The sequence below is a fragment of the Pseudomonas sp. SIMBA_041 genome (assembly GCF_046535095.1).
Lineage (GTDB): Bacteria > Pseudomonadota > Gammaproteobacteria > Pseudomonadales > Pseudomonadaceae > Aquipseudomonas > Aquipseudomonas mucoides.
The window spans coordinates 350,647-367,776 of record NZ_JAWRXJ010000005.1 but is presented as its reverse complement, the minus strand read 5'-3'; the positions used below and the strand labels follow the sequence as shown (position 1 = coordinate 367,776).

The 17,130-nt window shown below is 59.6% G+C and carries 20 protein-coding genes; 11 read left to right on the top strand and 9 right to left on the bottom strand.

What is annotated here, in order from left to right; translation table 11 throughout:
* Window positions 1-241 precede the first annotated feature (241 nt).
* The 6 genes from SB725_RS14425 to SB725_RS14400 all read left to right on the top strand — a co-directional run bounded on the left by SB725_RS14425 (window position 242) and on the right by SB725_RS14400 (window position 6,985).
* Window positions 242-505, top strand: a complete 264-nt coding sequence (locus SB725_RS14425) for a hypothetical protein (RefSeq protein ID WP_027925377.1) — start codon at window positions 242-244, stop codon at window positions 503-505.
* A gap of 304 nt (window positions 506-809) precedes the next feature.
* Window positions 810-3,530 (top strand): magnesium-translocating P-type ATPase, encoded by a 2,721-nt coding sequence (mgtA, locus tag SB725_RS14420; RefSeq protein ID WP_410921993.1) that lies wholly within the window; start codon window positions 810-812, stop codon window positions 3,528-3,530.
* A 157-nt stretch (window positions 3,531-3,687) separates the two neighbouring features.
* Window positions 3,688-5,343 carry a Na/Pi cotransporter family protein gene (locus SB725_RS14415; RefSeq protein WP_410921992.1) on the top strand — a complete coding sequence of 552 codons (1,656 nt, stop codon included), beginning with the start codon at window positions 3,688-3,690 and terminating at the stop codon, window positions 5,341-5,343.
* Window positions 5,331-5,693: a DUF2493 domain-containing protein gene (locus SB725_RS14410; protein ID WP_027925374.1), complete on the top strand. Its 363-nt coding sequence runs from the start codon at window positions 5,331-5,333 to the stop codon at window positions 5,691-5,693. Before SB725_RS14415 ends, SB725_RS14410 begins: the two co-directional genes overlap by 13 nt.
* A gap of 105 nt (window positions 5,694-5,798) precedes the next feature.
* Window positions 5,799-6,572 (top strand): hypothetical protein, encoded by a 774-nt coding sequence (locus tag SB725_RS14405; RefSeq protein ID WP_027925373.1) that lies wholly within the window; start codon window positions 5,799-5,801, stop codon window positions 6,570-6,572.
* 95 nt (window positions 6,573-6,667) lie between these two features.
* The gene (locus SB725_RS14400; protein WP_027925372.1) at window positions 6,668-6,985 is read left to right on the top strand and encodes a DUF2388 domain-containing protein; all 318 of its coding nucleotides are present in this window, start codon (window positions 6,668-6,670) and stop codon (window positions 6,983-6,985) included.
* Window positions 6,986-7,037: 52 nt separating this feature from the next.
* Here the strand turns inward: SB725_RS14400 and SB725_RS14395 are convergent, their stop codons facing one another.
* On the bottom strand, window positions 7,038-7,967 hold the full coding sequence (locus SB725_RS14395) for a pyridoxal-phosphate dependent enzyme (protein ID WP_410921991.1): 930 nt from the start codon (window positions 7,965-7,967) through the stop codon (window positions 7,038-7,040).
* Window positions 7,968-8,032: 65 nt separating this feature from the next.
* Complete coding sequence (locus tag SB725_RS14390; protein ID WP_027925370.1) at window positions 8,033-8,824, bottom strand: SDR family NAD(P)-dependent oxidoreductase; 792 nt, start codon at window positions 8,822-8,824, stop codon at window positions 8,033-8,035.
* A gap of 124 nt (window positions 8,825-8,948) precedes the next feature.
* On the opposite strand from SB725_RS14390, the gene SB725_RS14385 reads away from it, so the two are divergent.
* Both SB725_RS14385 and SB725_RS14380 read left to right on the top strand, forming a co-directional pair.
* Window positions 8,949-9,896 carry a GlxA family transcriptional regulator gene (locus SB725_RS14385; RefSeq protein ID WP_027925369.1) on the top strand — a complete coding sequence of 316 codons (948 nt, stop codon included), beginning with the start codon at window positions 8,949-8,951 and terminating at the stop codon, window positions 9,894-9,896.
* Window positions 9,897-9,948: 52 nt separating this feature from the next.
* A complete protein-coding gene (locus tag SB725_RS14380; RefSeq protein ID WP_059181027.1) occupies window positions 9,949-10,608 on the top strand; it encodes a methyltransferase family protein in 660 nt (219 codons plus the stop codon).
* Between the two features lie 54 nt (window positions 10,609-10,662).
* On the opposite strand, the gene SB725_RS14375 is transcribed toward SB725_RS14380, so the two are convergent.
* The 4 genes from SB725_RS14375 to SB725_RS14360 all read right to left on the bottom strand — a co-directional run bounded on the left by SB725_RS14375 (window position 10,663) and on the right by SB725_RS14360 (window position 12,961).
* A complete protein-coding gene (locus SB725_RS14375) occupies window positions 10,663-11,100 on the bottom strand; it encodes a DUF3995 domain-containing protein (RefSeq protein ID WP_027925367.1) in 438 nt (145 codons plus the stop codon).
* A gap of 74 nt (window positions 11,101-11,174) precedes the next feature.
* A complete protein-coding gene (locus SB725_RS14370) occupies window positions 11,175-12,191 on the bottom strand; it encodes an ABC transporter substrate-binding protein (RefSeq protein ID WP_194939629.1) in 1,017 nt (338 codons plus the stop codon).
* 117 nt (window positions 12,192-12,308) lie between these two features.
* The gene (locus SB725_RS14365) at window positions 12,309-12,512 is read right to left on the bottom strand and encodes a hypothetical protein (RefSeq protein ID WP_194939630.1); all 204 of its coding nucleotides are present in this window, start codon (window positions 12,510-12,512) and stop codon (window positions 12,309-12,311) included.
* A complete protein-coding gene (locus SB725_RS14360; protein ID WP_172825907.1) occupies window positions 12,512-12,961 on the bottom strand; it encodes a hypothetical protein in 450 nt (149 codons plus the stop codon). The genes SB725_RS14365 and SB725_RS14360 overlap by 1 nt, the downstream gene beginning before the upstream one ends.
* Before the next feature lie 431 nt (window positions 12,962-13,392).
* On the opposite strand from SB725_RS14360, the gene SB725_RS14355 reads away from it, so the two are divergent.
* The 3 genes from SB725_RS14355 to SB725_RS14345 all read left to right on the top strand — a co-directional run bounded on the left by SB725_RS14355 (window position 13,393) and on the right by SB725_RS14345 (window position 14,400).
* The gene (locus SB725_RS14355; RefSeq protein ID WP_081744002.1) at window positions 13,393-13,641 is read left to right on the top strand and encodes a hypothetical protein; all 249 of its coding nucleotides are present in this window, start codon (window positions 13,393-13,395) and stop codon (window positions 13,639-13,641) included.
* 158 nt (window positions 13,642-13,799) lie between these two features.
* Complete coding sequence (locus SB725_RS14350; protein ID WP_027925363.1) at window positions 13,800-14,030, top strand: hypothetical protein; 231 nt, start codon at window positions 13,800-13,802, stop codon at window positions 14,028-14,030.
* Window positions 14,031-14,160: 130 nt separating this feature from the next.
* Window positions 14,161-14,400, top strand: coding sequence for a DUF2789 domain-containing protein (locus tag SB725_RS14345; RefSeq protein WP_027925362.1), 240 nt, complete (start codon window positions 14,161-14,163; stop codon window positions 14,398-14,400).
* A gap of 9 nt (window positions 14,401-14,409) precedes the next feature.
* Here the strand turns inward: SB725_RS14345 and SB725_RS14340 are convergent, their stop codons facing one another.
* From SB725_RS14340 to SB725_RS14330, 3 genes are all read right to left on the bottom strand, one after another.
* The gene (locus SB725_RS14340; protein ID WP_410921990.1) at window positions 14,410-14,613 is read right to left on the bottom strand and encodes a hypothetical protein; all 204 of its coding nucleotides are present in this window, start codon (window positions 14,611-14,613) and stop codon (window positions 14,410-14,412) included.
* A 120-nt stretch (window positions 14,614-14,733) separates the two neighbouring features.
* The gene (locus SB725_RS14335; protein ID WP_410922097.1) at window positions 14,734-15,957 is read right to left on the bottom strand and encodes a methyl-accepting chemotaxis protein; all 1,224 of its coding nucleotides are present in this window, start codon (window positions 15,955-15,957) and stop codon (window positions 14,734-14,736) included.
* 580 nt (window positions 15,958-16,537) lie between these two features.
* Complete coding sequence (locus SB725_RS14330) at window positions 16,538-16,942, bottom strand: TraR/DksA family transcriptional regulator (protein WP_007907888.1); 405 nt, start codon at window positions 16,940-16,942, stop codon at window positions 16,538-16,540.
* Window positions 16,943-17,130: the final 188 nt, after the last annotated feature.

Genomic DNA, 17,130 nt, shown 5'->3' with positions numbered 1-17,130 from the left:
TTGACGGACTTCACCTCGCTGAGTAAATTGCCCGGGCCTTCGACGAAGGCCCTTTTTCAATTCACTACGGAATCCAATGGACACAGTATCTAGTCGCTGTCGGGTTGCTGCGAAACTGCAGAATCTGGCACATAACCCAGAAAATGACGGGACTCGACTTTTCGGTCGGGTGAGCTGCGCTAGAGCTTGATGCTCCACCGTAACTTGCCTCACCGGTGTCCGTCCGGTCCAGAGGCATGTTATGAACTTCAACACCATCGTAATGCCCGGCGTACGCGCCTTTGCTTCGACCATGCGGGTCAAGCCCTGCCGTGAGCCTACGCTCGCGAAGCGCGCCATTGCGCCGTTTTCCAGCCCTTCGTCCACTTCCAAGGCACATCCGCGTGCCAACTGGCGCGTCTGCCCGATGACGGGTCGACTTCAGCAACGCTGGAACCTGGACGACAGCCAGGAACCACCGAGTCGACGCATCGCGCGTCGCGTCCGGCTGCGAAGCCGAGCCTGACAAACCGCACATTCAGTTGATTTGAAGGCACTTTAAAGTCCTTCCTTCAACGGTTTCCTGACAAGGGAAACCGACAACTTCTTATTGCCTTTTATAACACACGTTAATTGGAGTTAGTTATGGACGAAGCCAGTAGACGGTTCGCTGCCTATCACTTCCCTATTGATAGCCAGCGAACGTTAAAACAACAAACCAATACTTCTGACATCGATCGCTTGTTTGCGGCTCGACATACATTCGCTCGCCTGTAGTTGGGTGAGCCGGCTGTGTGTCGTGCCGCCAGTCAGCGGCAGGAGCACACGCGATGACCACCGTAAAAACCCCGAATACCCGCGCCAAAGGTGCCAGCAGCGACAACGCCAAACTGTCGATGCGCGCCGCACGAGAAGCCCAGAACGGCCTCGCCATCACCCTCGCCAACCTCAATGCAACCCCGGACGGCCTCACCGAACTGGAAGTCGAGGGCCGTCTGGCGCGTGGGGGCTACAACGAAGTGGCCCACGACAAGCCGCCTCACGCCCTCGTCCAGCTGCTCAAAGCCCTGAACAATCCTTTCATCTATGTACTGCTGACCCTGGCTGGCATCAGTTTCTTCACCGATTACTGGCTGCCGATCAGCCAGGGTGAAAGCGACGACGCCGACCTGACCAAGGTCATTATCATCATGACCATGGTTACCTTGAGCAGCCTGCTGCGGTTCTGGCAGGAATACCGCTCGGCCAAGTCGGCCGAAACCCTCAAGGCCATGGTGCGCACCACCGCCACCGTGTTGCGGCGCGGGCAACGTGGCCAGGAGGCGACGCTTCGTGAAGTACCGATGCGCGAGCTGGTGGCCGGCGACATCGTGCAACTCAGCGCCGGTGACATGATCCCGGCGGATATCCGCCTGATCGAATCCCGCGACCTGTTCATCAGCCAGGCCGTGCTCACCGGCGAAGCCTTGCCGGTGGAGAAATACGACACCTTGGGCAACGTCGCCCAGAAGTCCGCTACCGGCAACGCCGCCGATCAATCGAACCTGCTCGACCTGCCAAACATCTGCTTCATGGGCACCAACGTGGTCAGCGGCACCGCCAAAGCCGTGGTGGTCGCGACTGGCTCGCGCACTTACTTCGGTTCGCTGGCCAAAGCGATTGTCGGCTCGCGGGTGCAAACGGCGTTCGACCGTGGGGTGAACAGTGTCAGCTGGCTGTTGATCCGTTTCATGCTGGTGATGGTGCCGATCGTGTTCCTGCTCAACGGCTTTTCCAAGGGCGACTGGAGCGACGCGTTTCTGTTTGCGCTGGCGGTCGCGGTCGGCCTGACCCCGGAAATGCTGCCGATGATTGTCAGCGCCAACCTCGCTAAAGGCGCGATGGCCATGGCCAAGCGCAAAGTGGTGGTCAAGCGCCTCAACGCGATCCAGAACTTCGGTTCGATGGACGTGCTGTGTACCGACAAGACCGGCACCCTGACCCAGGACAAGATCATTCTCGAGCACCACGTCGACAGCCATGGCCGGCGCGACGATGTGATCCTCGAACTGGCGTGGCTCAACAGCCATCACCAGAGTGGTTTGAAAAACCTGATGGATCAGGCGGTGGTGCAATTTGCCAACAGCAACACGAAGTTCCGTGTGCCATTCGCCTACAGCAAGGTCGATGAATTGCCATTCGACTTCGTCCGTCGGCGCCTGTCGATCATCGTCAAGGACAGCCGCGACGACCACTTGATGGTGTGCAAAGGCGCGGTCGAGGAAATGCTGTCCATCGCCAGTCACCTCCATGAAAACGGCAGCGTCGTCGCCCTCGATGATCAACGCCGCAAAGACCTGCTGGCCCTGGCCAACGAGTACAACGAAGACGGCTTCCGCGTGCTGCTGGTCGCCACCCGCGAGATCCCGACAGCACAGAGCAAAAACCAGTACACCACCGAGGATGAGCGCGAACTGGTGATTCGCGGCTTCCTGACCTTCCTTGATCCACCGAAGGAAACCGCTGGCCCAGCCATTGCGGCGCTACGGGACATGGGCGTGACGGTCAAGGTGCTGACCGGCGACAACGCGGTCGTCACTTGCAAGATCTGCCGCGACGTCGGCCTGGAACCGGGCACCCCGCTGCTCGGCCAGGACATCGAAAGCATGGACGACACCACCCTCAAGCTGCGCGTCGAAGAACGTACGGTGTTCGCCAAGCTGACGCCGCTGCAAAAGTCGCGGGTGCTGAAGGCGTTGCAGGCCAACGGTCATACCGTGGGTTTCCTCGGCGACGGTATCAACGATGCCCCCGCCCTGCGCGATGCCGACGTCGGCATTTCGGTGGACAGCGGCACCGACATTGCCAAGGAATCGGCCGATATCATCCTGTTGGAAAAGAGCCTGATGGTGCTCGAAGAAGGCGTGCTCAAGGGCCGCGAAACCTTCGGCAATATCATGAAGTACCTGAACATGACTGCCAGTTCCAACTTCGGCAACGTGTTCTCGGTGCTAGTGGCCAGTGCGTTCATTCCGTTTCTGCCGATGCTGTCGATTCACCTGCTGCTGCAAAACCTCATGTACGACATCTCTCAGCTGGCGCTGCCGTGGGACAAGATGGACAAGGAATTCCTCAGCAAACCGCGCAAGTGGGACGCGAAGAACATCGGCCGTTTCATGCTGTGGATCGGGCCGACGTCATCGGTGTTCGACATCACCACGTTTGCGCTGATGTGGTACGTGTTCGCCGCCAATAGTGTGGAAATGCAGGGCCTGTTCCAGTCCGGCTGGTTCATCGAAGGGCTGCTGTCGCAGACGCTGGTGGTGCACATGCTGCGCACGCAAAAGATCCCGTTCTTCCAGAGCACGGCGGCATTGCCGGTGATTCTGATGACCGGGCTGGTGATGGTGCTGGGCATCTACATTCCGTTCTCGCCACTGGGCACGCTGGTCGGTTTGCAGCCATTACCGTGGGCGTATTTCCCTTGGCTGGTCGGCACCTTGCTCAGCTACTGCGTCTTCGCGCAGGTCATGAAAACCCTCTACATCCGCCGCTTCAAGCAGTGGTTCTGATTTGAGCCACCCCCTGTAGGAGTGAGCCTGCTCGCGATGGCATCAGCACATTCAACATCCGTGTTGACTGACACACCGCTATCGCGAGCAAGCTCGCTCCCACAGGTTTTTGTGGTTGGATTTTCAATCAATGCAACACGGAATAAGGAGAGTTCTCATGTCGGGAACGACTCTACTGGTCAACCTCGCAGGTGCCATCGCATTGCTGCTGTGGGGCACTCACATGATTTCTTCGGCGTTGCTGCGCGGCTTTGGTTCGCCGTTGCGCCAGTGGCTCGGCCACCACCTGAACAACCGCTGGATGGCGTTGCTGTCGGGGATCGGCATCACCGGCCTCCTGCAAAGCAGCACCGCCGTCAGCCTGATGGCGACCTCGTTCACCGCCGCCGGCACCCTCGCGCTCGCCCCGGCGCTGGCGATGATGCTGGGCGCCAATTTCGGTTCGACCCTGGTGGTGCAATTGCTCAGCCTCGACCTGTCGATGCTCATGCCACTGATGCTACTGACGGGGTTGATCGTCTTTCGCCTGCGCGATGACTCACGCTTTGAAAGTATCGGCTGTGCGCTGATCGGCCTGGGGCTGATGCTGCTGGCCCTGCACATGCTCGGTTCAACCCTGGCGCACGTCGAAACCACGCCAGTGTTTCAACTGATCATGCAAAGCCTGGACGGCGACCTGCTGATTGCCCTGCTGGTGGCGCTGCTGCTCACCTGGCTCTGCCATTCCAGCGTGGCCGTGGTGTTGCTGATCGTCTCGCTGGCCGCGACCGGCATGCTCTCCGCGACCACCCTGGTGGCGTTGGTCCTGGGTGTAAACATTGGCGGGACCTTGCCGTCAGTGATCAACGCTGGATCGAGCGTCGGTCGACGTTTGCCGCTGGGTAATCTGCTGGTGCGGGTGGTCGGTGCGCTGGCGGTGTTGCCGTTTGCCAGGGAGCTGGCCGAGACGAACCTGAATCCGACGACACTGGTGGTGGTCCTGCACAGCGGTTTCAATCTGTTGTTGGCGCTGGTGTTCATCGGTTTGACCGACGTACTTGCCAATGCCCTGACCCGGCTGCTGCCGGATCCGGTGCGGGAAGTCGATCCCGGCATGCCGCACTATCTGGACGAGGCCGGCCTGGACGTGGCCAATATCGGTTTGTCCAACGCGGCCCGGGAAGCGCTGCGCATGGTCGATATGTTCTCGGCGATGCTCGGGCGCCTGTTGCAGCTGTTCCACACCTCGGCGCCGACCTGTGTCGACGACGTACGACGCATCGATCAATCCCTGGACCTGCTCAGCGCAGCGATTCGTGCCTATCTGGCCGACATCGGCAAGGAAGGCCTCAGCGACGACGATGCCGATCGCGCCCAGGAAATCCTCCTGTTCGTGATCAACCTCGAACACGCGGCGGACATTCTCTCCAGCAGCCTCGCGCAATTGGCGATGCGCAGGGTGCGCCGTGGCGAACAGTTCTCGGCGTTCGAGCTGGGCAACATCGCCCCGCTGCACGACGCCTTGCTGGAAAGCCTGAGCCTGGCGATCAGCGTATTCCTGCGCGAAGACATCGCCATCGCCCATCAACTGATCAGTCGCAAGGAAACCGTCAGACAGTTGGAAGCGCACGCCAGCCGTGAGCATTTTCGCAAACTGCAGGATGACAAAAACACCTGGGCCGAGTCCGGAGACCTCTTCCAACGCGTGCTGCGCGATTACCGCCGCGTGCACCACCACATCGCCGCCCTCGCCTATCCCTTGCTTGAACGCGTCGGTGAGCGAGTGATCGAGAACAACGATCCGGCGAAGGAAACCCCGTCATGCGCCTGCTGATTTGTGCGGGACGCCATTACGCCGACAGCGGCCATTGCCGACGGGTGCTCGACGCCTTCCAACGCGCGCACCCGGTGCGTGTGCTGATCCATGGCGGTAACCGGCATCTGGGCGGCGAAATCGAAGAATGGGCGCGAGAACAAGGCATCGACCTTGTGCGTTACCCGCCTAACTGGCAGCGCCACGGCAAGTCAGCAGAGCGCTTGCGCAACCACTTCATGTTGCGCGACAGCCGACCGGACGTGGTGATCGCCCTGCCCGGCGGCGAAGACACCGAAGAGCTGCTCGCCCAAGCCCGGGCGGCCGGTTTGCAAACCCTGTCGCTTGCCACCCCCGCACGCCCTGTGTAGCAGCTGTCGAGCCCGGACGCAGCCTCGCCGGGGCTCGACAGCTGCTACAGGGGTGTGCGGTTAAAAGGGGGCTGCTTTTCAAATGAAAACTTCGAGGTAAACCTCATGCAGAAACCGACTCGTGAATTCATGTCTTTTGTGCGCAACCTGCCACCCGTACAAGGTCGAAGGGTGCGGCGCAATCTGTGGTTCGTCAGTATCACCCTGAGCCTGATCGCACTCCTGACAGTGATGTCCAAAGCCAAAGCGGCCGGCGGTGCGTACGTGGTGGATGATGCCGCGATCAATGCACCGGGCGAATGCAACATCGACACCTGGTACCAGAGCGGTCGCCATAATCACTCATCGAGCAACGCATCGTTGTCCCAGGACTGCACGTTGAAGGGGCTGCCCACCCTGCAACTCGGCGCGGCCATTGCGCACAGTCGCGATGACGCAGACTCGGAAACTCAACTGAGCCCGCAGTTCAAGACCTCACTGTTTGCGCGAGAAGATCTCGGTCTTGAATGGGCGCTGGCAGGCACGGCGCATTTCGCTTTCAACCGGGCACACGTTTTCGATGGCAGCGAATTGAACCTTCCGTTCACCTACCAGCCGATTCGAGCACTGCGCCTGAACCTCAACACGGGATGGGCTCAGGCCTATGACGACGGGGCACAACACCATCGTTGGACCTGGGGCACCGGCGTCGAATACGACCTGGCCCGGTCACTGACGCTGATTGCCGAACGCTATGGCCAACGAGGTGCTGAACAGGCGTGGCAGGCCGGTCCACGGTTTCACCTTGGCGAGCGTATCGACGTTGATGTGGTGGCGGGACGCAATCTGACAGGGGAACGTGATCAGTGGCTGACCACCGGAGCAATTGTGCGTTTTTGAACGAAATTTTTCGGTCAAGGAACTCCTGGCGCTCGCCGCGCATCCTAAACTATGAGGTACTTCCTATTTGCTTCACGCTTTCAGAGGACACCGTCATGCGCCGTCTGATTATCATCTCTTCCCTGATGCTGTGTTTACCCTTCGGCTCGGCTATGGCCAAAGTGGATGCGGGCGATGTTGCCACGTCGGCCGGGGTCTCCGCTTCGCTGTACTCGACCTTCAAGGACCATAAACTCATGATTCCCGCGCGGGATGACGCTTCCAGCTTCGTGGCCAGTGGTGGTGCTATTCGCGGGGTTTATCTGGAATCGGTGCTGAAAAAAATCCGTCAGGACAATCCCGGACTCAACGCCACCGATGAAGACCTGGCTCGCGCCATCCTGATCCAGGAAGGCGATGCTGCCGGCCAATAAAGTCCGTGAAAACAGCGGTGGGGCTTGTGACACCTGGAGTGCGTTTACAGCCCTACTTCGCTTTCCCTGCGGACAAACGTGCCCACCCGGCGACTAATTGCGCACTGACACTCACCCCGCCACAGACCACGATCACCACGTCGTGCGCATCGGCTATGGCGGGATGGTCGAGGTACGCCACCGCCAATGACACACCACACGCTGGCTCCACCAGCTGACGCAGGTCGCTGGCAAAACGGACGACCCCCATGATCGCGTCCTCATCGCGGAGCACGACGCATTGGTGACGGAAATCGCGCAGGTGCCGCACCGGCCAGGCCGCCACCTTCGCCGCGCCCAGCGAGGTCGCCACGGTATCGATGCGCGGCAACCGGACCGGATGCCCGGCTTTCATGGCCGCCGCGAAAGAAGCGGCACCCTCGGTTTCGCAAGCGATGATCCGGCAATCCGTGCGCCCATGGCGCATCAGCCCTGTGAGAATGCCCGCCAGCAAGCCTGCGCCCCCCACCGACGTCACCATCACATCCACTTGAGGACACACCTCCAGCACTTCATCGACCAGCGTGCTGTGCCCTTCCCACAATACGGGGTGATCGAAGGCCGGTACGTATTCGGTGTCGGCGTCCTGTGAAAGTTCTTTGGCCCGTTGATTGGCCTCGTCCCAGACCTTGCCGTGCACAATCACTTCGGCACCGGTTTTGCGGATCCTCGCGCGGGTTGATTCAGGGGTGGTGTGCGGTACCACAATGCAGGCGCTCAACCCGAGGCTGGCGGCAGCAATAGCAGTGGCAAAACCGGCATTGCCCCCCGAAGGACACACCACTCGGCTTTTTCCCTGCGCCTTGGCCTGACTGCACAGTAACCCCATGCCACGCAGCTTGAACGAACCGCTGGGTTGCAGGTTTTCCATCTTCAACCAGATTCGTCGGGTCGGTGTCGACAGGCCCAGGTGCAGGATCAACGGTGTCTTGATGTGAAGCATCGCGGGTGTCCCAAAGGTGAACCATTCTTATCCAAGCTTAGTTCACCCTGCCCGCCGCCCCCGGTTTAGCGATAGCGCGCTGCGGCGCTGGAGTTGCCGAACAACCCCGACAGAGTCTGACGCTGCGCTTCGTAACGGTCCCATTGTTCGCCGTCGTGCAGGCTCGGCACGGTCACCACTTCGCCGTTTGCCAAACCTACCAGCGCGGCATCAACCATTTCTTGCGCCGACATCACGATCTCTTGCGGCAGGTTTTCCACCGGGTTGCCGGCTTCGTTCCAGAAATCGGTTGCGGTCGCGCCGGGCAATACCGCCTGGACACGAATGCCTTTGTCCGCCAGTTCGTGGTGCATCGACTGACTCAAGCCCAAGACAAAAGCCTTGGTTCCGCCGTACACACCGTTGAGGATTTCTGGCGCGACGGCAACGATCGACGAAATGTTGATCACAGTGCCGGTGCCACGGCCGACGAAGCCTGGCACCACGGCGTAGGCCAGACGCATCAGCGCGGTAACGTTGAGGGTGATCATGTCTTCCATCTCATCGACCGGGCTGCCCAGCAATGGCATGACAGCGCCGACGCCGGCGTTGTTGACCAACAAGGTGATGCTGGCGTCGTTACGCAGGATGTCCTCGACTCGCAGCACATCGGCTTTGACTTTCAAATCGGCGGCGACCACCTCCACCGCGCGCCCGGTTTCATTGCTCAAGTGGTTCGCCAGAGCGTTCAGTTTGGTCTGACTGCGGGCGACCAGAATCAGGTCGTAACCCTGACGCGCGAGACGGTCGGCATACACCGCGCCGATGCCCGACGATGCGCCAGTGATCAATGCGGTGCCTTTGGATGAGAGAGCCATGTCGAGTTTCCTTCACAGTGAGGCGATCAGTTCGCCGGGTGCGAACAGTTATAGAGGCTCTTACACTTGTCTCAAATGACGTTTAAAGTACGTTTTCAGGACATGTCCTTTTGAGGGTCTGGCAATGACTAGCGTGGCATTTGTGGTGTTCGAGGGTTTCCAGTCCATGGCGCTGGCCGCCATGCCGGTGTTCGAGTACGCCAACTTCAGCGCCGGTGAGACGCTGTATGACGTCAGCGTAGTCTCCGAAGATGGCAGCACCCTGCGCGCCTCCGGGGGATTGAGCGTCGGAACCCTGGCGTTCGGTGAGCGGGTATTTGATACGGTGATCGTGGTCGGCGGCGATTGCATCGTCCAACAGGCGCCCGACAGCGTGCTGACCTACCTGCGCGACAGCGTGAGCACCGCACGGCGGATGGCATCAATTTGTTCCGGGGCGTTCGTGCTGGCGCAGGCCGGTCTGCTCGACGGACGGCGGGCCACCACTCACTGGGCGTATGCCCGAGACCTGCAAGCGCGTTTTCCCTCGATAAAGGTGGAAGAAGACCGCATCTACGTGGTCGACGGCCCGATCTGGACCTCGGCCGGCATGACCGCCGGCATCGACCTGGCGCTGGCCATGGTCGAGAAGGATCACGGCGCGGAACTGGCGCGTTCCGTGGCGCAGAAACTGGTGATGTACCAGCGTCGTGCGGGTGGCCAGTCCCAGCATTCGGCATTGCTCGAATTGGCGCCAAAATCTGACCGCATTCAGACTGTTCTTGGCTACGCCCAGGAACACCTGGCCTCGCCGCTCTCGGTGGAGCAACTGGCCGACGTGGCGCGCCTGAGCCCGCGGCAATTCAGCCGCAGTTTTCGCGCCGAGACCGGACAGACGCCAGCCAAGGCCATCGAAAACCTGCGTCTGGAAGCGGCACGGCAGATGCTCGAACGCGGGCGCCTGACCCTCGACCAGATCGCCACCGAGGCCGGTTTTACCGACCGACGCCGCATGCGTGAAGCCTTTTTAAGGGCATTCGGCCAACCGCCGCAAGTGATCCGGCGCAATGCCAGGGCCGAGTTGAACGCGTGAACAACCGTGGGCATCTAAACTGAAACGGGCCAAGGCTCATCAGGAGGCGCCCATGAAAATCTCGGCCAAACTGGCGTTCTTCGCCATCGTCGGCACCCTTGCCTACCTCGGTCTTGCCGTGTGGGGCATGGGCGGGTTTGCGGCGTTTTTTGCCCATGGGTCGTTGGTGGTGGTTGCCCTCGCAACCGTGGTCATGACCGTGTTGTCGCTGTTCACCGAGGTCAATCTGAGTTCCGGCGAACGGGAAGACCGGGCCAATCGCTGGGTGCTGCCGGCGTTCGGGGTGATCGGGTTGCTCAGCGGATTCCTGCCAGCCTACACCGACCGGATCGACTTCTGGACCTTTGGCGGCGAAGGCCTGCGCTGGATGGGCGCATTGTTGTTCTGCCTCGGCGGCGCGCTACGCATGTGGCCGGTGTTTGTACTGGGCAAGCGCTTCAGCGGCCTGGTGGCGATTCAGCCGGGGCACACGCTGGTCACCGACGGAATTTACCGGTGCCTGCGCAACCCCAGTTACCTGGGGATGCTGGTGATTGCCGTGGGCTGGGCGCTGGCCTTTCGTTCGGGGGTCGGGCTGTTGCTGGCGGCGTTGACGGTGATTCCGCTGATTGCGCGGATTCACTCGGAAGAGGCGTTGTTGAGGGCGCAGTTTGGTGGGGAGTATGAGGCGTATTGCGCCACGACCTGGCGGCTGATACCTGGACTCTATTAGCCCCCCATAGATGTAGGAGCCGAGCTTGCTCGCGATAGCGATATCAGCAGCCACTCAAATCCAGGCCACCGTCAACAACCCCGCCCCCAACGCCACGCACAACGGCGAATACACCCACGTATCGAGCCGGGCAAACTTCGAATCCTTCACCTCTTTGAAAAACCCGACCAGGTTCGAATCGCCAATCGCCCGGGCGAACATCAGTATCGCGATGCCACTGATCACCCATTGCAGCCACACGTCCTGCACCGCCGGCAAGCACAGCCCGACCCGCAGGCACACCAGCATCGCGATCAGCAGCAATCCCACCGCCACCAGCAACGTCACCAACCCCGACGGCTTGAACGCAGGCCTTGATTGCGCGCCCCCCTCCCCGGGCAATCGCGGTACCGCCGCCTCACTGCCCAACTTGCCACCCGACGCCCAATACACATGGACCAGGCTGATCATCAAAAAGATTGAAGCCATCCATTGCGCAACCAACAGGTTCATATTCAGTTATCCATCCAGTGAGAGCACACGTGCTCCGGGCGGCGATAGCGAATGAAGTTGTGTGGATCAGCGGTTTACTTCAGTTCGGCGGAAACTTTATCGGCCACCTCCTTGGGCAACCACGCCTTCCAGACATCCGGGTGCGCCTTCATGAATGCTTCCGCAGCCTGGCGTGGCGGGGTGTGTTTTTCGCTCATCTCGGCCAGGGCCTTGTTCAAGGGATCGATGGGCAAATCGACCTTGCTGAAGAACTCGGTGATCTGCGGGTACTGTTTTTGAAACGGCGTAGACACACCGATGGACAGCTTCGAGGCCAGTGAACGGGTTGGCTTGGGATTTGGATTGTCAGCGTCGGTCAGGGTCTTCCAGGCGTCGGCGTCGAACGGTGGCTCCTCCAGCTGGATCAGCTTGAAGCGTCCGAGCAAGGGCGTCGGTGACCAGTAATAGAACAGCACCGGCTTGCCGCGATGGATCGACGAGGTGATTTCCGCGTCCAGCGCCGCTCCGGAACCGCTGCGAAAATTCACATAGCTGTCGTTCAGGCCATAGGCGGTGAGCTTCTGCTTGTTCACCACTTCCGAGGTCCAGCCGATCGGGCTGTTGAGGAAGCGGCCCTTGCCAGGGGATTCCGGGTCGCTGAACACGTCTTTGTACTTGGGCAGGTCGCTGACACTGCGCAGCCCCGGCGCCAGTGGCTTGATGCCTTTGGCCGGGTCGCCCTTGATCACGTACTCCGGAACCCACCACCCTTCGGTCGCGCCTTTGACCGTATCGCCCAGGCTGGCGACCTTGCCTTCGGCCTCAGCCTTGACCCAGACCGGGCTGCGGCCGGCCCATTCTTCACCAATGACCTGAATGTCATTATTGGCCAGGGCGGTCTCCAGGGTAATGGTGGTGCCCGGCAAGGTATCCGTCGGTAGCCCGTAGCCCTTCTCGACAATGATCCGCAGGATATCGGTGATCAGGCTGCCGCTTTCCCAATTCAGGTCGGCGAAGTGGATCGGTGCCTGGGCGGCGAACACCGGAACAGGTGACGTCAACAACCCGAAACTGGCCACGGACGCAGCCAGTAACCGTCGAAATCCTTTCATGCTTTTGCACCTCGTGCTGTTCACAGCAATAGCAGGATGGCCTGATGAAAGACCGCAAGCCTCAAAATATTCAGTCAATTGACTGTAGTAGAGGATCCTGATTTCGAGGGACGGGATTTAATTTTCGGAAGATTCCTGCAAGAGGGATAGCTCTCTTCTGACCATGCTGGCGTACGCCGCCGGGCGCAGCGTATAGAGCTGTGACGCCACCCAATTCAGCCAGGCTCCCTGCAGAACAGCCTTCTGCTCGAACATCCGAAGGGCTTCAGTGTGGGCACTGGCCTGGTTCTGTTCGTGGAAGTCGGCGCGGGTCAGGGTCATTACTCGCTGGCCTTGAAGGTCACCAGCTCGCCCTTGCGCCACTTGGCGGCTTTGGCGGTCACGGCTTTCAGGGTTTTGGTCAGGCCTTCCTGCAACTGTTGATGAGCGGCAAACACCATCACCACGCTATGACCTTCCTTGAACACAATCGCCTGGCCATCGGCGGTGGTGACAAACGCGTAATCGCCCAAGCCATACACCGTGAGTTTGATCTCGCGGAACTTGATGTCCAGCTTGCCGCCTTCGCGACTGGGCAGGACCGAGGCGCTGAAATGATCGCCAACCTTGAGTTTGAGCCCTGGCTTGTCATCCACCACCAGTGCTTCTTCGGTGTCGATCTCGGCAATGTAAATGCCTTCGGCGTTCTGTTCGGTGACATAGACGAAACGAGATTGAAACTGTTTAACCAACTTTGCGCGCAAATCACCCAGCACGAACAAAGCATGCATATCGAGATTACTTACTGCCAAGGAAACATCCCCACATCTGAAATGGATGCCGCACGCAGGACAAACGCGCAGCAGAAAAAAGCGGCCATGCCGAGGGTCTAGCAAATAAACCGGGTTGAAATCCTGATCCGGGCAGAGGGCTTATGCATCGCGAGGTCAGTGAGCGTACTGGAATAACACTCGCGCCGTCTTCCCTCAACGTCGTCAGATGTTGAAGGAAAATGCCCTTCTTGCTGCCAGAGAAAACAGGACTACCAACTTTAAGGAAAAAACCCTACAAGAAAAGCACTTTTCCGACATATCGCACGCAAAAAATTGCTTTAGATGGACACCATTCGCCCACCCTTGATGGCGATTCTAGAGCAGCGATGCTGACAGAGACTAGCCAAAACGGCATACATACGTCGGCAAAACAATGAAAAGGACTTCATATGTGCACAATGACTCACTTTGCAACCGACCAATCGCCTTACACGCACGACGCCTTAGCGCTGTCGCAGGCGTTATACGAACAACCGCCCTTCCCTCCTGTAAGCCCTGCCCGACCCAGGTTCCAGGTCGTCCTGGCCGGTAACGCGTTTTTCCATATCAAGGAAACTTCCACAGGACGCGTCAGAGGTTTCCGCGGTGACCACAACCAGGCGTGTGCGCTTGCTCGCTCACTTGAATCACGCGAATAAAGCCACGCCTGAGTTCATTCCAATAGACGTTTCGTCACACCGTCGAGTTAACTCAGCCGTCGGCGGGCAACTACTGCCATACTGCCCGCCCCATGAAACCCGTTCCCACGTCGGACGGCGCTCAAAACAACAAAACATTTCCAAGGGAAGGCTGCTACGTGACGGAATTTGATATCGGCGAATTTATTATCCGGGGCGAAGCCAGAGAGATCGACGGCGAATTCCAGGCAGTGATAGTCATGCGCGCCAAACCAAAATTGACCACGGTGACGTATCACCAGGTCGAGAAAGATCGCTGGTTCAAAACGGCAGATGTCGCCGCCATCGCCGCTCAGGAAGCGGCCATTGAACTGAAGGCTGCCGTCGATGCAGGGGCATTGAAAGCCTGATCATCAAATTTGCCGTCTATGCTCACTCCTGTTTTTGAACATCCATCGAACTCCTGAAGCGCGGCCGCCTCAGATGCAATGAAGCCGCCCTTCAGATCTCGCATTCGACGCGACCCACCAGGAGATGAACATGGATTCACCTACACACGACTTGAAAGGTTTGTTCGACCAACTCGGTCTGGACTCCAGCCAAAAAGGCATCGACGATTTCATCGCCAGCCATTCACCGTTGGCCGGAGACAAAAAAATGATCGACGCCGAGTTCTGGACCCCGCAGCAAGCCGGCTTCCTCAAAGAACAGATACGTAAAGACGCCGATTGGGCGCGAGTGGTCGACGACCTGAATTTGCGCCTGCACCAGCGTCACTAGCCAGCACAGTCAGTGCAGGCTGCCCGCTGATTCGACGTTCAATTGCGCCAGCCAGGCAGCCCTGCACTCCTCTGCCTCACCGCGACTGGAAAACGCCGTCCCCCGGCGCTCGCCGTTGAGCAGTACCACCCAACAAACGCTCTGTCCCATCGCGCGCAAACAGGCGGGCACCCCGCTGCCAATCATCACCGCGACATCCAATTTGCTTTGCATGCTGGCCTCTCGAATTTCATTAGCAACCTAACAATGAAGGCATGTTAATGAGTTCATCCGAGAGGAAACAGCAACGAGGCTGCACAGCTTCGTTGCCGGAATCGTAACAATCGCCAGCGGCTAGCGTGGCCCTTGTGGTTTGTAACCCAGGCGCAAACCGCCCCAATGCCGGCCCTTGACGAGGATGGGCACAGAGAGATCGTGCATCAGTTCGCCGGTGTCGCGGGTATACGTCTGCAACAACACCGGCTGCTGATGGCTGCCGCAGCGGATACCGGTGCGATCAGCGAATTTGCGCTTGGTGCGGTTTTGCAAAGTATCGACCGTCGCATCGCCCGTCAGCGGCTGGCTGAAGACCGTGTTATGAGTCGGCACATAACCCTGCTGTGTGCAGGCGATGGCAAACACCAGCCCTTCATGACGCGGCAACAACGGCTCCTGAATCGTCGGCAGGACCTGATCGGTGTAGCGGTCGAAGCGGGTCTGGAACTTGGCCGGGCTGGTATTGGGGATCGCCTGATAATTGCGATCAAACAAGTCATCGAGACTGACGCGTCCCTGGTCGATATCCGCTTCGAAACGCGCGGCAATCTGGCTTGCGCCTTCCCGGGCCAGGTCATAAATCCGTTGGTGATAGTCATCCAGTCCGACTTCGGCCAGGCGCTCGCTGATGGATTCGGCCTGCCCTTCCATTTGCACGGCGGCCTGAGCCAGACGCTGGGTCTGCTGGTCGCTGATCGCCAGATCGCTGCGCATCTGTTCGATGGCATGAAACAGGCTGTCGAGTTGTTCGCGATTGGTGTCGGCGCCACGGGCGATTTCCCCGACCTGATGCTCGACACCCGCCGCCAGGCGCGCAATGTTTTCCAGGTGCTGACCGGTATGCTCGACTTGCTCGACACCGGTATCGAGGTCGCTGGAGAGTTGGCGGATCTGCTCGACGACCTGGGCGGTGCGTTGCTGGATATCGGCGACCATCTCGCCGACTTCACCGGTCGCCGTCGCGGTCCGCGCGGCCAAGCCCCGTACTTCATCGGCCACCACCGCGAAACCGCGCCCGTGCTCCCCGGCCCGCGCCGCTTCGATCGCGGCGTTCAATGCCAGCAGATTGGTCTGGCTGGCGATGGACTGGATCACAAGCGTCACCCGCTGGATATCGTCGCTGCGCAGGCTCAGGGCCTCGATCAGCTCGCGACTGTTGCTGGCGCGTTCGCTGAGTTGATGCATGCGGGCGATGGACTCGATCAACTCCTTACGCCCGGCGGCACCGCTCTGATGCGCTTCACTGGCGGCGCCGAGCGCTTCGCGGCTGAGCTTGGACGTGACTTCTTCGGTCGCGATCATCGCCTCGGCATTGCGGACAATCTGCGCCGCCGCGCTGAGTTGCGATTGCAGCTTGTCCGCCAGTTGCTTGACTGAAAAGGCCACGCCGGCCGCAGACAGTGCGTTATGGCTGGTGGTGTAGGAAAGATCGCGGGTCAATGTGGTGATGGCGCTGGCGTTTTCCGCCGGCGAGTCTTGAGGCGCAGCGCGGGAACGCAGACGCGGCAACCAGATAATCATCACCGCCAACGGCAAGCCGAGGTAAAGCGGCCATCCACCCAGCGCCATGCCGCACAACAACAGCATCAGGGCGATGCTTTGCAGGGTCGGCGTCAGCCAGGGGTTTTTCGGCAAAAGTACTGGCGCAGGCGCGGCCGTCGCCAGAGATCCGTCTCTCGTCATCTTCGTCACCCCACGATCTTCTAATTGTTGTCTTCGCATTAAACGCCACTACAAGGCCATTATCTATGGTCCATTAGTCGTGGGTAGTGCAGCAGATCAATAGAGGCGCATGAGCTTTTTTACAGACGAAAAAAAGCATCGCGGGCCAGCCTTGCTCCTTTGGGAGTGAGGCTCGCCCGCGATGCGGGGCGCTACGAAATCAGGCCTGACGCTGGTGCTTGTCGATCTGTTCGTGACGCTCTTGCGCTTCGATGCAGTACTTGGTGGTCGGGCTGATCAGCAGGCGTTTCAGGCCAATGGCCTCGCCGCTGTCGTCGCACCAGCCGAAGCTGTCTTCTTTGATGCGTTCCAGAGCCTGTTCCAACTGAGGCAGCATGCGCTGGTCGCGATCGATCGCGTTGACCAGCCAGGTGCGCTCTTCTTCGACCGAAGCCGCGTCTGCCGGATCGGCCGGGGTGTCCAGGCTCTCGATGGCGATGCGGTTCTGCTCGATGCGCTCATGGGTTTCGACTTTCATGTTCTGCAACAGCTCGCTGAAAAAAGCATGTTGCTCAGCATTCATGTAGTCATCCGCCGGCATGGCCAGCAACTTGTCCTTTGTCATTGATATCTCTATAAAAAAACGTGCATTAAGGCGAATTAGGGAGCGTTCCGGCGGACCTGTTGAAGGCCATCGGAAAGGCGCCGTTTATTCCAAGCGCCACCCGGCACTCAATTTACGAGGGGCGGCAGTCTAAGGCCGACTTGAGGCCCCAGCAACTGAAAAGTCAGCGAATTTGTCCGACAAGGTAC

Bases quoted from the DNA above. Each gene is read 5' to 3' on its own strand.
- SB725_RS14425 (WP_027925377.1), top strand. From the start codon at position 242: ATGAACTTCAACACCATCGTAATGCCCGGCGTACGCGCCTTTGCTTCG.
- mgtA (WP_410921993.1), top strand. From the start codon at position 810: ATGACCACCGTAAAAACCCCGAATACCCGCGCCAAAGGTGCCAGCAGC.
- SB725_RS14415 (WP_410921992.1), top strand. From the start codon at position 3,688: ATGTCGGGAACGACTCTACTGGTCAACCTCGCAGGTGCCATCGCATTG.
- SB725_RS14410 (WP_027925374.1), top strand. From the start codon at position 5,331: ATGCGCCTGCTGATTTGTGCGGGACGCCATTACGCCGACAGCGGCCAT.
- SB725_RS14405 (WP_027925373.1), top strand. From the start codon at position 5,799: ATGCAGAAACCGACTCGTGAATTCATGTCTTTTGTGCGCAACCTGCCA.
- SB725_RS14400 (WP_027925372.1), top strand. From the start codon at position 6,668: ATGCGCCGTCTGATTATCATCTCTTCCCTGATGCTGTGTTTACCCTTC.
- SB725_RS14395 (WP_410921991.1), bottom strand. From the start codon at position 7,967: ATGCTTCACATCAAGACACCGTTGATCCTGCACCTGGGCCTGTCGACA.
- SB725_RS14390 (WP_027925370.1), bottom strand. From the start codon at position 8,824: ATGGCTCTCTCATCCAAAGGCACCGCATTGATCACTGGCGCATCGTCG.
- SB725_RS14385 (WP_027925369.1), top strand. From the start codon at position 8,949: ATGACTAGCGTGGCATTTGTGGTGTTCGAGGGTTTCCAGTCCATGGCG.
- SB725_RS14380 (WP_059181027.1), top strand. From the start codon at position 9,949: ATGAAAATCTCGGCCAAACTGGCGTTCTTCGCCATCGTCGGCACCCTT.
- SB725_RS14375 (WP_027925367.1), bottom strand. From the start codon at position 11,100: ATGAACCTGTTGGTTGCGCAATGGATGGCTTCAATCTTTTTGATGATC.
- SB725_RS14370 (WP_194939629.1), bottom strand. From the start codon at position 12,191: ATGAAAGGATTTCGACGGTTACTGGCTGCGTCCGTGGCCAGTTTCGGG.
- SB725_RS14365 (WP_194939630.1), bottom strand. From the start codon at position 12,512: ATGACCCTGACCCGCGCCGACTTCCACGAACAGAACCAGGCCAGTGCC.
- SB725_RS14360 (WP_172825907.1), bottom strand. From the start codon at position 12,961: ATGCATGCTTTGTTCGTGCTGGGTGATTTGCGCGCAAAGTTGGTTAAA.
- SB725_RS14355 (WP_081744002.1), top strand. From the start codon at position 13,393: ATGTGCACAATGACTCACTTTGCAACCGACCAATCGCCTTACACGCAC.
- SB725_RS14345 (WP_027925362.1), top strand. From the start codon at position 14,161: ATGGATTCACCTACACACGACTTGAAAGGTTTGTTCGACCAACTCGGT.
- SB725_RS14340 (WP_410921990.1), bottom strand. From the start codon at position 14,613: ATGCAAAGCAAATTGGATGTCGCGGTGATGATTGGCAGCGGGGTGCCC.
- SB725_RS14335 (WP_410922097.1), bottom strand. From the start codon at position 15,957: ATGATCGCGACCGAAGAAGTCACGTCCAAGCTCAGCCGCGAAGCGCTC.
- SB725_RS14330 (WP_007907888.1), bottom strand. From the start codon at position 16,942: ATGACAAAGGACAAGTTGCTGGCCATGCCGGCGGATGACTACATGAAT.